This is a genomic window from Acetatifactor sp. (genome assembly GCF_982438285.1).
The window spans coordinates 1-12,095 of the sequence record NZ_CEWDFQ010000060.1 but is presented as its reverse complement, the minus strand read 5'-3'; the positions used below and the strand labels follow the sequence as shown (position 1 = coordinate 12,095).

The following is a 12,095-nucleotide window of genomic DNA, read 5'->3' as shown; positions in this document are numbered from 1 at the left end:
TCTGCAGAGTGGGCTGATAGCCAACTGCGGAGGGCATACGTCCCAGCAGGGCAGCCCCCTCGCTCCCCGCCTGTGTAAAACGGAATATATTATCAATAAATAAAAGTACGTCCTTTCCGCCCTTATCCCGAAAATACTCCGCCATAGTTAAGCCAGTCAGACCCACCCGCATTCTTGCTCCGGGAGGCTCATTCATCTGTCCGAACACCATGGTAGTCTTATCGATGACTCCGGACTCCTTCATCTCATGATAAAGATCGTTTCCCTCTCTGGTGCGCTCCCCCACGCCGGTAAACACGGAATAGCCGCCGTGCTCTGTGGCAATATTGCGGATAAGCTCCTGAATCAATACCGTTTTCCCCACGCCTGCGCCGCCGAACAGGCCGATTTTTCCGCCCTTCTGATACGGGCAGAGCAGATCAACCACCTTGATTCCTGTCTCCAAAAGCTCCGTGTCTGTGGACTGTTCTTCAAAATCCGGAGCTGGCCTGTGGATGGGCTCATAGTCCACGCCCTCCGGAGCCGGCAGATTATCTATCGGCTGTCCAAGCACGTTGAAAATACGGCCCAATGTTTTTTCCCCTACGGGAACAGAAATAGGAGCGCCTGTGGCAGCCGCCTCCATGCCTCTGACCAGCCCGTCAGTGGACCCCATGGCAATACATCTGACTGTGTCGTCGCCTAAATGCTGGGACACTTCCACCGTCAGCTCACCGCCATCCCTGGTAGGAATCCGAATTGCTTCATTTATTTTAGGCAGCTTTCCCTGGTCAAACCGGATATCCAAAACTGCTCCGATGACCTGGGTAATCTTTCCTATATTCTCTCCTGCCATTTCTATACCTCCCTGTCCGCCTTGACGGACATCGCTTCCATCATATTTGAAGGGCTTCCGCGCCTCCGATAATCTCTGTGAGCTCCTGGGTAATGGAACCCTGGCGCGCTCTGTTGTACTTGATTGCCAGATCGTTTATCATATCCTCTGCATTGTTTGTCGCATTATCCATAGCCTGCATTCTTGCGCCGTTTTCGCTGGCTGCAGCCTCCACCAGGGCGCCATAAATCAGGCTTGTAACATACTTTGGAATAATCAGATCAAGCGCCTTTGACTCCCGGGGTTCAAAATTCATAAGCGGGCCCTTGCTTTCTTCCCGGCTTTCTCCGTCCAGATTTCGCTCCACCGGTAAAAGTCTGCGCAAAACGGGCTCATGACTCACGGTATTCTTGAAAGAAGTATATGCAAGATAAATTTCGCCGATCTCGTCCTTGGAAAATTCCTCCAAAAGTCTCCCCGCCAGCTTCATGGCATCCCCATAGGCAGGTTCCTCCATGATCCTGGAATCCATCGCCTCCACATGGTAGCCGCCTCTTTGCAGCGCATCGCGGCCCTTATTTCCAATGGCGTAAATTTTAATATCTTCCGGCGTCCATTCACTGTTTTGTGTCACCAGTTTTACCACACTGGAGTTATAGCCGCCCGCCAGTCCTCTGTTGGAGGTGATGACAATCACAGCCTTTTTCCGGGCCTTCCCCGGAGTTAAATATCTGTGCTCCAAATTCCCCACACGGGAAAGAATGTGGTTTACCGTCTCGTACATACAGTCAAAATAGGCCTTGGAGCTCTCCGCGTCTGCCCTGGCGCGCTGCAGTTTCACGGTAGATACCAGCTTCATCGCCTTTGTAATCTGCTGGGTTCCCTGAATACTGCTTTTACGGCGCTTGATATCTCGCATGGATGCCATATTCTGCCCTCTCTTTCCAATACAAATTTAGATCCCGCAGATTATCTGGAAGTCTTAAATTCACGGATAGCCTTCTCCAGCAGCGTCTCCGTCTCCTGCGAAATCTCTTTTTCCTCTCTGATTTTCCCCGGCACCTCCGGATATCTGGTATCCAAAAATTCAAACAATCCCTGCTCAAATCCTGTGATCTCCTCCACAGGCACGTCGAGAAGATGCTTCCGTGTCACCGCATAAATAATGATAACCTGATATTCCACCGGCATGGGCTGATACTGGGGCTGCTTCAGCACCTCCTTGATTCTTTCGCCCTGAGCCAGCTTTTCTCTGGTGTCCGCATCCAGCTCGGAGCCAAATTGAGAAAAGGCAGCCAGCTCCCGGTACTGGGCAAGCTCTGTACGAATGGGGGCGGCTATCTTTTTCATCGCCTTGATCTGGGCCGCTCCTCCCACCCGGGAAACAGAAAGTCCCGCATTTACCGCAGGACGGAAGCCGGAGTTAAACATTTCCGTCTCCAGATAAATTTGTCCGTCGGTAATAGAAATCACGTTGGTGGGAATATAGGCAGACACATCCCCCGCCTGGGTCTCTATAATGGGAAGGGCCGTAAGAGAGCCTCCTCCGTATTCCTCGCTCATTCTGGCAGCGCGCTCCAAAAGTCTTGAGTGAAGATAGAACACATCGCCGGGATATGCTTCGCGTCCGGGGGGACGGCGCAGCAGCAGAGAAAGGGTGCGGTAGGCGGCGGCATGCTTGCTTAAATCGTCATAAACCACCAGCACGTCCTCCCCCTTCTCCATCCATTCCTCACCGATGGCGCAGCCCGAATAGGGCGCAATGTACTGCATGGGAGCCGGCTCACTGGCTGTGGATATCACCACAGTGGTATAGGTCATGGCTCCATGCTCCTCCAGTGTTTTTACAATGTTTGCCACAGTGGAGGCCTTCTGCCCTATGGCCACATAAATACATTTTACATTCTGTCCCTTTTGATTAATTATGGTATCAATGGCTATGGCAGTCTTTCCCGTCTGCCGGTCTCCGATAATCAGCTCTCTCTGCCCCCGTCCGATGGGCACCATGGAGTCAATGGCCTTGATCCCCGTCTGCAGCGGTGTATCTACGCTTTTCCTGGTAATAACGCCGCTTGCCACCCTCTCAATTCTCCGAAACTGATTGGAAAGCACAGGGCCCCGTCCGTCGACTGGCTGTCCCAGCGCATTCACAACGCGCCCTAAAAGAGCGTCGCCCACTGGAACCTCCACCACCCGTCCCGTGGTTTTCACGGTATCTCCTTCATTGACATTTTCAGCGTTTCCAAGAAGCACCACGCCCACATTGTCCTCTTCCAGGTTGAGCACCATACCGTATACATCGCCAGAAAACGCAAGCAGCTCGCCCTGCATGGCCTTTTCCAGCCCATGTACCCGGGCAATACCGTCGGCAACCTGAATGACTGTCCCCACATCGGACACTTCCAGATCTGCCGCATATCTCATAATCTGTTCCTTGATCACGGAACTTATCTCTTCCGGTTTTAAATTCATGGAGATGTCTCACCTTTCTTCCAACGGCTTAGCCCAGTTGGATATTTAATAGTTGTTTTGTCAAGTGATCCAGCTTTGTGCGGACGCTGCTGTCCACCACTCTGTCATCTATGCGGATCACCATTCCGCCAATCAAATGCGGATCAATATCATAATAAAGCTCCAGCTTTACATAGCCTGTGGTCTCCAAAAGCCGCTTTTCTACCTGCTCCTTCTGGGTCTTTGTCAGCTCAAAGGCTGTAGTGACATACGCCACGCCTATTTTCTGCAGCTTTTTCATCTGGCCCATAAAATGCCGGAAAATTGCGGGCAGCTGACTATAGCGCTCCTTTTCCACCACCAGCTTTAAGAAACCGGTAATCTCATCGCACACACGCCCCCGAAAGACACGCTCCACAACCCCAGCCTTTTCCTGCTTTGGAATACCCGGATGCTTCATCAGTGTGTCAAATTCCGGATTCTGTTCCAGGATTTCACTCACTGCTTCGATTTCTTCCAGCATCTCCTGGCCCTTTCCGGTCTCAGCCGCCGTTTCCAGCAGGGCTTCTGCGTATATCCTTGAAACTAACTTTGCCATGTGCTCTCACCTATTTCCTGCAGGGTCTCCTCAATGAGACGGTTCTGCACAGCAGTGTCAACAGTGGCAGACACCACCTTGCCCGCCATCAGGGACGCTATGGAAATCATTTCCTTTTTCATATTGTCAGCCATTTTCTGTTTTTCCAGCTCAGCCTCCATGCGGGCTCTCTCCAGAATGCGGGCAGCCTCCTCCTTTGCTTGGGAAAGAATCTGGCTCTCATTTGCCAGCGCCTTTTTGCGGGCAGAGCTTAAAATTTCCTCCGCCTCCCTGTCAATATTTTTCAGCCTTTCCTCGTATTCCGCCTTCAGCCTGCCGGCGTCCTCCATGCTCCTTTGGGCTTCGTCCAGCTCTCCTTTTATCTTATCCTTGCGGTTATTCAGCATTTTTCTGGCCGGATTAAACAAAAGATAGCTCAGTGCCAGAAACAGAAAAAAAATCGCAATAATCGAAAGGCAAGAGTCCGCCAGAAGCTGCCAGTCCAGGTCAAACAGCCTCTCCATGTTTGCCTCCTTTCTTCTATTGAAGCAATAGATCTTTATTCATGGGGCTTTTAGGGCAGTAAGGGCTTTACAAACAATAACAGCATGGCAACCAAAAGACCGTACAGACCTGTTGTCTCCGCAACGGCCTGTCCCAAAAGCATCGTAGAGGTGATGTCCGACTTTGCGCCGGGATTGCGGCCCACAGCGGCAGCGGCGTGTCCAGCCGCGATACCCTGTCCCACTCCGGGACCAATACCGGCGATAAGCGCAAGGCCTGCACCGATTGCAGAACATCCTAAAATAAAGTTTTCATTGAATTCCATTTTCTTTCCTCCTAAAATGTTTGAATTTTTATGATCAGCTCTCTCCCCTTGCATCTGCAATGTAGGTCATTGTAAGCATGCAGAAAACATAGGTTTGAATAGAACCGGAAAACAGATCAAAATATACATGCAGCGCCGCCGGCCATACAGCTGCAATCCAGCCAAGCAGTCCATAAACCAGCGCCATCATAACGGTGCCGGAAAGAATGTTGGCAAACAGACGCAGCGACAAAGAGATCGGCACGGCGATAATGCCGATCAAATTGATGGGCATCCACAAGGGCAGCCAGCGAGGCAGCGGGTAGCATAGTCCATCCCATATTTCCTTTGGAGACTGGCATGTGAATTGATTGTAACGAATAATCACAAAGGACAAAAGAGCAAGGGGAAGCGTCACCCCATAATCCGCAGTGGGCGGTCTTAAGCCCAGCAGACCCGAAAAGTTGCTGATTAGAATAAAAATAAAGACAGTACCGATATAATTATAAAATTTTGGCGCGCTTTTCCCAAGAGGGCCATCCACAACACCGTCCAGCTTTTCCACAATCAGCTCCACCACATTCTGAAAACCATCGGGAATCTCCTTCGCTCTTGCCATCACCCGATTTGCCGCAATGGCAAATCCTAGAATAAGAAGTATTACAATTAAAAGGCACACATGAGTGGTGGTAATCCACACCTGGTGCCCAAAAAAGGAATACTGAAATACTCCGTGTATCATAAAGTCAATGTCAGAGCCGCCGGACAACAGAATTCCATATCTCATATTCTCACCTCCCCTTTTTCAAACTCTCCAGCTTACACCATAATTTATGAGTAACCGGCTGTAAAAAGGCCGCTACCTTCAAACTCATATAAGCCATAAAGACCACCAGAGGCTGCAGCGCCCCCGTTGTCATAATGATAAACAGAATCGCAAAGATTAATACATAGCGGATAACATAGGCCCGGAAAATTATCTTTGACGCGTCTTTGCCTAAATCCAGCGCCCGATCCAGAGAACGGTACATATGAACGGCGCTGGCCCCCGCAAGCAGTATCCCAAACCACAGGCTTTTTGCATAAAGCAGCTGGTCTGACACCACAAAGGCTCCTATGATCTGGCAGACGATTCCAAGAAAGAAAATGCCGGCCAGCATTTCCGCAAGGGTTCTATTTATCTTCATCTTTCTTTTCCCGCTCCTTTTTTTCATGGTCCTCATCCGTCTCCATGATCTTTTTTGCCAGCCTGTATATATTCTGGGCTCCTGCCAGGGCTCCCGCAAAGAACGATAGAATCACAAAAAAGGAGGTTCCAAGCTTTCTGTCCAGAAAGATTCCAAGAGCCGTCATCAGGCAGATGGGAACCAGCATATCAAATCCCAGCTGCATCACAAGGACAAGAGAACGATATACGCTTTTATTGTAATGCCTTTTTGGTTTCATAGGGTCCCCCAAAACGAAGTCTATAGTAAATTATACCCAATTTTTCCGAAAAAGTCCAGCAGAGGGACAAGAATTGAAAAAATAATCAGTTTCTCGTTGACTTTCCTGTTTTCAGGAAGTAAGATTTGTACAAAGCAATGTAAAAGATTACGACAAACGCAAAAAGGAGTAATATCATGCTGCATATCCGCACCGCCTGTGCCGAGGATGCTCCCGGGTTATTGGAAATTTATGCACCCTACGTGGAAAACACTATGATTACCTTTGAGTACCAGGTTCCCTCCCCCGGGGAATTCCAAGAGCGGATCTGCCATACTTTGGAAAATTACCCTTATCTGGTGGCAGAAGCCGACGGCGGGCTGCTCGGGTACGCTTATGCCTCCCCTTTCAAGGACCGGGCTGCTTACGCCTGGTCTGCAGAAACCTCCATCTACGTACGTCAAAGCTGCCGCAGAAATGGAGTTGGCCGGGCGCTGTATACAGAATTGGAAAGGCTGCTCTTTGCCCAGCATGTCTGTAACCTTTGCGCCTGCATCTCCTACCCCCACCCGGAAAGCATTGCCTTCCACGAAAGCTTTGGATATCATATGGCTGCGCATTTTACCGCCTCCGGCTATAAGGCAGGAAAATGGCAGGACATGGTGTGGATGGAAAAGGAGCTGTTCCCCAGACAGATTCCTCCCAAGCCTTTTCTTCCCTTCTCCCAGCTATGAAAGGATACGAAAAATGGAACCTTTAAAAATTTATCGGAAGCGAATTATCCCACAGGAAATTGTGCTTTTAAAGGACGATGTCATCATCAAGGCTGACGATGATATAATTGTCACAAAATGGAACACCTTAAAGCCCAAGACAGGCTTCAGCCATGGCTGTTCCTGCTATTATCTGAAAAAGGGCATCAAGGTCAGCAAATTCTACAGAGAGGACAATTCCCTGCTCTACTGGTATTGTGACATCGTGGATTATGAATTTGACCGGGAAGAAAACATGCTCACAGTGACGGACCTGCTGGCCGATGTGATTCTTCACCCCGGCGGAGAAATACAGGTGGCGGACTTGGACGAGCTGGCGGATGCTTTGGACAAGGGTCTGATCACACCCGGGCTTATGTCCTGCTGCTTAAGAAGGCTTCATTATCTTCTCTCCCTGATTTACAGGGATAAATTTGACCGTCTGCAGAGCGCTTTCAATGATTTGGGACTGTAAGAAATTACAGTCCCATTTTTTATGCCGCATGTCCAGCGAAGCCAGGCCAACCTGCCAGCCCTTAATAAAACACATGCCCGCCTATATTAATGCCGCTTAAGCCTTCCACCGGCGTCCGAAAGTACACACAGTTTCCCACATTGGTCACACCGGACATGGCCTCGTCAGCAGCCCGGTAGCAGCTCTCGGTGGCCTTGTTGGAGGCAAGGGCAAGCTCAAGGCGTCCGCTGGCTGCCGGAGAAAATTGTCCGCTCTGATAGATCACTCCCACAATGGTATCCGGATACAGAGCGCTCAGCACTCTGTTTACCACCACGCTTCCCACCGCAAGCTGTCCCTCGTAGGGCTCTCCTCCCGCTTCGCAGTAGATCAGGTTCGCAAGAAGATATCTATCCCCCTCCTCAAAGGTCACCTCCGATATATCCCGCCAGGTAGCATTTGCAGCGGCCTGCGACATGGCCAGCTCTTCCTGAAGCTTCTTTCTTAAGTAGTCCAGATCCTCTTCCCTTTGCTTGATTTCCGCCTCATAGGCCAGCGCCGCTGCTTCTGCGTCGGATATCTGATCCGCATACTGGGTAATGGAATTGGAGGTCTGGCTGATCAGGCCGGAAACCTTGCTTTTCTCCGCCTCTGCCTGGGTTTTCAGATTCTCAAGCTCAGCCCGGTCAGACTGAAGCCTTGCCTCCTCCTCTTCAATGAGCTGACGGTTCTGGGTATATTCCGCCATAAGGTCCTGATCATAGGCCGCTATTTTCTCAAAGTAGCCGGCTGCATTGAGCATATCCGCAAAGCTTCCCATGCGCAGGATGGCATTGAGTATATCTGTTTCATTGTGCTCATAGGTATAGCGGATACGGGTCACCATAAGGTCATACTGCCAGGCTTCCTTCTCCTGCGCCTGTGCAAGCGCCTCCTGTGCCTCCAGAATATCCTGCTCCTTCTCTGAAATCTGGTTTTCCAGTTCTTCCAGATTCTGACTGACTTCAGACAGCTGTGTATTCAGATTGTTCAGCTCTCCCTGAAGAGAGCTGTGCTCCTCCCGCAAGCCCTCAAGATTCTGCTGGGTCTGATTCAGTTCATTCTCCAGTGCTTCCTTTTCCTCTTCCTTCTGCTGTATCTGCTGCTGTGTGGTGGACGCGCTCACCATGGCCCCGTCCCCATCGGCGCGAAAGGTCTGTGCCAGCAGCACAATTACCAGGATCGCAGCAAGCTTTCTAAAGCCCTTCAATTCTTTGGTAACCTCGCCTTTCTATACTTCAATATGAATCTGTCTCCCTGATTTATGATACGGATAATAAGCAACCCCCGCAGCGTCGAACATCCGCTTGGCCGCCCTGTTGGAAGGGCTTCCCTCGTACTTGTCACTGTCATAGACAACCGTCTTTATGCCCGCCTGGATAATAGCCTTTGCGCATTCGTTGCAGGGAAACAAAGATACATACAGCTTTGTCCCCTCAAGGGAGCCGCCCCTGTAATTTAATATGGCGTTCAGCTCGCTGTGGGTCACAAAAGGGTACTTCGTATCCAGCTCCTCCCCTTCCCGCTCCCAGGGAAAATCATCATCCGAGCAGCCAGACGGAAATCCGTTATAGCCCATGGACAATATTTTGTTATCGCTGCTGACAATACAGGCGCCCACCTGGGTGTTGGGGTCCTTTGAGCGCATGCCCGAAAGATGCGCCACACCCATAAAATACTCGTCCCAGGTAATATAATCTTTTCTTTTCGCGCTCATATGCCTTCCTCTGTTATTTGGTGCCGAAAATTCTGTCACCGGCATCTCCAAGCCCGGGAACAATGTAGCCGTGATCGTTCAATTTCTCATCCATGGCTCCTATATAAATATCCACATCAGGGTGGGCCTCCCGCATAGCCTTCACACCCTCAGGCGCTGCAATAATACACATAAAATGAATATTCCTGCAGCCTCTGTCCTTCAGCATCTGAATCGCAGCCACGGAGGAACCGCCGGTAGCCAGCATGGGATCCACAACAAAAACCTCTCTCTCTGCGCAGTCCGCAGGAAGCTTGCAGTAATATTCTACAGGCTTAAGGGTCTTGGGATCTCTGTAAAGACCGATATGCCCCACCTTTGCCGCCGGAATCATCTCAAGCATTCCGTCCACCATGCCAAGCCCCGCTCTCAGGATGGGCACAATGGCCATTTTCTTTCCTTTTAAAGCCTTAACCTTTGTTTTGCAGATGGGAGTCTCTATCTCCACATCATCCAGCTGCAGATTTCTGGTGGCTTCATAGCAGATCAGCATGGCAATCTCACCAATGGTCTGCCTGAAATCCTTGGTTCCCGTTTCCTTTCTGCGAATCAGCCCGATCTTGTGCTGAATCAGCGGATGATCCATGATAATTACGTTACCCATTTTCTTCCTCCCTGTTTCCTCTTTTTAAATTTTTTCGATCTGTTCCACTCTTCTTCGATGCCTTTCCTCACCAGAAAAGGGCGTGTTTAAAAATGTATCTACAATTTCCAGCGCAAGGTTCTCTCCCACAATGCCCGCGCCCATGGCAAGCATATTTGCATCATTGTGCAGCCGCGTGAGCCTGGCTGAAAGACTGTCCGCACACAATGCGCAGCGAATCCCCTTCACCTTATTGGCGGAAATGCTGATACCGATACCCGTAGTGCAGATTACAATGCCCTTATCGCACTGCCCGGAGGCCACCGCCTTTGCCACCGCATGCCCGAACACCGGATAATCGCAGCTTTCACTGCTGCCGCATCCCATATCCTGATAGGGAATGTTATGCTCTTCCAGATATCGAATCACCTTTTGCTTCAATTCATACCCACCATGGTCACTTCCCAGTGCGATCATATGTTTTCCATATCCTCCTTTAACTCTACCACTCTGTAGCCTGCCGCCTTTAAAAGCCGGTTCATAATAGCTTCTCCAAATCCCCGGCTGGAAAAGCCCTCGGAATAAATTTTAGTAACCGCTTCCCTGTCAAATTCCCGCAGTATATTATAGAGATGTCTGGCGATTTCCTCCTCATCCCTTCTGCTGCCCACACTTTTGACCACATCTGCCCGGTAAAGTGAAAGCGTCTCTGTGGCTGCAATCACTCCCACCTTTTCTCCCTCTGCCTTCTCTTTGGCTGCCCGGGAATTGATGTAGCGCACCACCTCTTCCTGAGGCCCCTGCACGATGGTCAGCTCGCCCTTTGGCGCGTAATGCCGGTACTTCATCCCGGGCGCTCTGGGAGGCTTTTTGCTGTCCCCAGACAGCAAGACGGGATCCTCCTCCACCGTTCCCAATACCTTCTCCAGCATTTCCCTTGTCACGTATCCCGGGCGCAGTATCTGGGGCGGTGAAACCGTCAGGTCGATTATCGTGGATTCCAGACCGATTCCAACCTGGCCGCCGTCCACGATCATATCTATTTTCCCCAGCATATCCTCCACAACGTACTGCGCCGCAGCAGGACTTGGCTTTCCCGATGTGTTGGCGCTGGGCGCCGCCACAAATCCCCCGGCACAGGCAATCAGCTCTCTGGCCGCCGGATGAGATGGCATACGCACAGCCACCGTATCCAATCCCCCCGTGGTCTCCTTGGGCACCAGATCGGACTTGGGAAGTATCATGGTCAAAGGCCCCGGCCAGAAAGCCCTTGCGATCCTCTCCGCCTCTCCAGGCACCTCAGAAGCGATCTGATAAATATCCTCAAACCTGCAGATATGCACAATCAACGGGTTGTCCGAGGGCCTTCCCTTGGCCGCATATATCTTTTGAGAGGATGCCTTATTCAGTGCATCCCCTCCAAGACCGTATACCGTCTCCGTGGGAAAAGCCACCAGACCGCCCTTTTTCAACACCTCTCCGGCCTCTTTCAGCGCCGCCTTGTCCTCCGGGGACAAAATGCCGTCCCCGCATTCCAGTTTTACAATTTTTGTCTCCATCTTATGACTCTTTTCCGGAAAAATCACATACTCAAGGGTAGTATATCACAGATTACAGAAAAGGAAAAGAAATGTTTGACAAACCTATCTGTTTTTCAGGTCAGCTCTCGTTTAAGTACTCCAATATCCCCATATGGACGGCCCAGGCGATTCTCTCCTGATACTCCGGTGTGCACAGCTTTTCGGCCTCCTCTTGATTGGACAAAAAACCGCATTCTACAATCACGATGGGCACAGATGTCTTTTTTAAGAGATAATAGCTGTCATTTGCCTTGATCTGCCTGGTATTGTCCGGGTCCGCCCTTTCAATCAGCTGCCTTTGCAAGGCTTCGGCCAGCTCCTTTCCCTGGCTGCTCCCGTCATAATAAAATACCTGGGCTCCGTGAACGTATTCCTCCGGGTAACTGTTTTGGTGGATGCTCACCACAATGTCAGGATCGACCCCCTCAATCAGGGCGATTCTGTTTTTCATGTCCTGAACCTTCTTATTGGATGCGCTGCGGTCGTAAAGCCCATCCTCATCCTCCCTGGTCATCACCACATTTACGCCGTTTTGCTCCAAAAATGTCTTTACAAGCAAGGCAATCTGCAGATTGATATCCTTTTCCTGGGCCCCGTTGATTCCAACCTTGCCCGGATCGTCTCCTCCATGTCCGGCGTCAATCACCACACAGGGCCCGTCTTTTAGCACCTTTACATTTTGTCCTGTCACATACCGGGCCGCTTCCCTTCCCACAAAAAGCATGGACACCAAAAGCATAACCCCCATGATCAGTGATAAAAGCTTATTTTGAAAATCACTCATAGATTTTCTTCCCAATTCTTTTTGTACCATATATATGCCGTTTTTAAGTAAAACAGTTGCATTCCCCATATT

At 50.4% G+C, this 12,095-nt stretch carries 17 protein-coding genes; 2 read left to right on the top strand and 15 right to left on the bottom strand.

The annotated features are described in order from the left end of the window. The 9 genes from atpD to AC1WIP_RS04730 form a co-directional block, all read right to left on the bottom strand. On the bottom strand, positions 1-835 hold an 835-nt coding region (gene atpD, locus AC1WIP_RS04770), incomplete at its 3' end, for a F0F1 ATP synthase subunit beta (RefSeq protein ID WP_481140743.1). A 40-nt stretch (positions 836-875) separates the two neighbouring features. Beyond that, on the bottom strand, positions 876-1,742 hold the full coding sequence (atpG, locus tag AC1WIP_RS04765) for an ATP synthase F1 subunit gamma (RefSeq protein ID WP_481140742.1): 867 nt from the start codon (positions 1,740-1,742) through the stop codon (positions 876-878). 41 nt (positions 1,743-1,783) lie between these two features. Then, complete coding sequence (gene atpA / locus AC1WIP_RS04760) at positions 1,784-3,286, bottom strand: F0F1 ATP synthase subunit alpha (protein WP_481140741.1); 1,503 nt, start codon at positions 3,284-3,286, stop codon at positions 1,784-1,786. 28 nt (positions 3,287-3,314) lie between these two features. After that, positions 3,315-3,863, bottom strand: coding sequence for an ATP synthase F1 subunit delta (gene atpH / locus AC1WIP_RS04755; RefSeq protein ID WP_481140740.1), 549 nt, complete (start codon positions 3,861-3,863; stop codon positions 3,315-3,317). Continuing rightward, a complete protein-coding gene (atpF, locus tag AC1WIP_RS04750; RefSeq protein ID WP_481140739.1) occupies positions 3,851-4,366 on the bottom strand; it encodes a F0F1 ATP synthase subunit B in 516 nt (171 codons plus the stop codon). The genes atpH and atpF overlap by 13 nt, the downstream gene beginning before the upstream one ends. 50 nt (positions 4,367-4,416) lie before the next feature. Next, positions 4,417-4,671 carry an ATP synthase F0 subunit C gene (atpE, locus tag AC1WIP_RS04745; protein WP_318684507.1) on the bottom strand — a complete coding sequence of 85 codons (255 nt, stop codon included), beginning with the start codon at positions 4,669-4,671 and terminating at the stop codon, positions 4,417-4,419. Positions 4,672-4,705: 34 nt separating this feature from the next. Further along, the gene (atpB, locus tag AC1WIP_RS04740) at positions 4,706-5,437 is read right to left on the bottom strand and encodes a F0F1 ATP synthase subunit A (protein ID WP_481140738.1); all 732 of its coding nucleotides are present in this window, start codon (positions 5,435-5,437) and stop codon (positions 4,706-4,708) included. A gap of 4 nt (positions 5,438-5,441) precedes the next feature. Continuing rightward, positions 5,442-5,837, bottom strand: coding sequence for a hypothetical protein (locus tag AC1WIP_RS04735; RefSeq protein WP_481140737.1), 396 nt, complete (start codon positions 5,835-5,837; stop codon positions 5,442-5,444). After that, complete coding sequence (locus AC1WIP_RS04730) at positions 5,824-6,096, bottom strand: AtpZ/AtpI family protein (protein ID WP_481140736.1); 273 nt, start codon at positions 6,094-6,096, stop codon at positions 5,824-5,826. Before AC1WIP_RS04730 ends, AC1WIP_RS04735 begins: the two co-directional genes overlap by 14 nt. 176 nt (positions 6,097-6,272) lie before the next feature. Between AC1WIP_RS04730 and AC1WIP_RS04725 the strand changes: the two genes are divergently transcribed. Then, positions 6,273-6,809 carry an N-acetyltransferase family protein gene (locus AC1WIP_RS04725; RefSeq protein ID WP_481140735.1) on the top strand — a complete coding sequence of 179 codons (537 nt, stop codon included), beginning with the start codon at positions 6,273-6,275 and terminating at the stop codon, positions 6,807-6,809. Positions 6,810-6,822: 13 nt separating this feature from the next. Next, the gene (locus tag AC1WIP_RS04720) at positions 6,823-7,302 is read left to right on the top strand and encodes a DUF402 domain-containing protein (protein ID WP_481140734.1); all 480 of its coding nucleotides are present in this window, start codon (positions 6,823-6,825) and stop codon (positions 7,300-7,302) included. Positions 7,303-7,363: 61 nt separating this feature from the next. Here AC1WIP_RS04720 and AC1WIP_RS04715 read toward each other — a convergent pair whose 3' ends face one another. From AC1WIP_RS04715 to AC1WIP_RS04690, 6 genes are all read right to left on the bottom strand, one after another. Further along, positions 7,364-8,530 (bottom strand): cell wall hydrolase, encoded by a 1,167-nt coding sequence (locus AC1WIP_RS04715; RefSeq protein WP_481140733.1) that lies wholly within the window; start codon positions 8,528-8,530, stop codon positions 7,364-7,366. 21 nt (positions 8,531-8,551) lie between these two features. Further along, positions 8,552-9,037, bottom strand: coding sequence for a deoxycytidylate deaminase (locus AC1WIP_RS04710; RefSeq protein ID WP_481140732.1), 486 nt, complete (start codon positions 9,035-9,037; stop codon positions 8,552-8,554). A 13-nt stretch (positions 9,038-9,050) separates the two neighbouring features. Next, complete coding sequence (gene upp, locus AC1WIP_RS04705; protein WP_481140731.1) at positions 9,051-9,680, bottom strand: uracil phosphoribosyltransferase; 630 nt, start codon at positions 9,678-9,680, stop codon at positions 9,051-9,053. Between the two features lie 24 nt (positions 9,681-9,704). Next, complete coding sequence (gene rpiB, locus AC1WIP_RS04700; RefSeq protein WP_481140730.1) at positions 9,705-10,136, bottom strand: ribose 5-phosphate isomerase B; 432 nt, start codon at positions 10,134-10,136, stop codon at positions 9,705-9,707. Further along, on the bottom strand, positions 10,133-11,218 hold the full coding sequence (locus tag AC1WIP_RS04695) for an L-threonylcarbamoyladenylate synthase (RefSeq protein ID WP_481140729.1): 1,086 nt from the start codon (positions 11,216-11,218) through the stop codon (positions 10,133-10,135). Before AC1WIP_RS04695 ends, rpiB begins: the two co-directional genes overlap by 4 nt. 100 nt (positions 11,219-11,318) lie before the next feature. After that, positions 11,319-12,023 carry an N-acetylmuramoyl-L-alanine amidase gene (locus AC1WIP_RS04690; protein ID WP_481140728.1) on the bottom strand — a complete coding sequence of 235 codons (705 nt, stop codon included), beginning with the start codon at positions 12,021-12,023 and terminating at the stop codon, positions 11,319-11,321. Positions 12,024-12,095 lie beyond the last annotated feature (72 nt).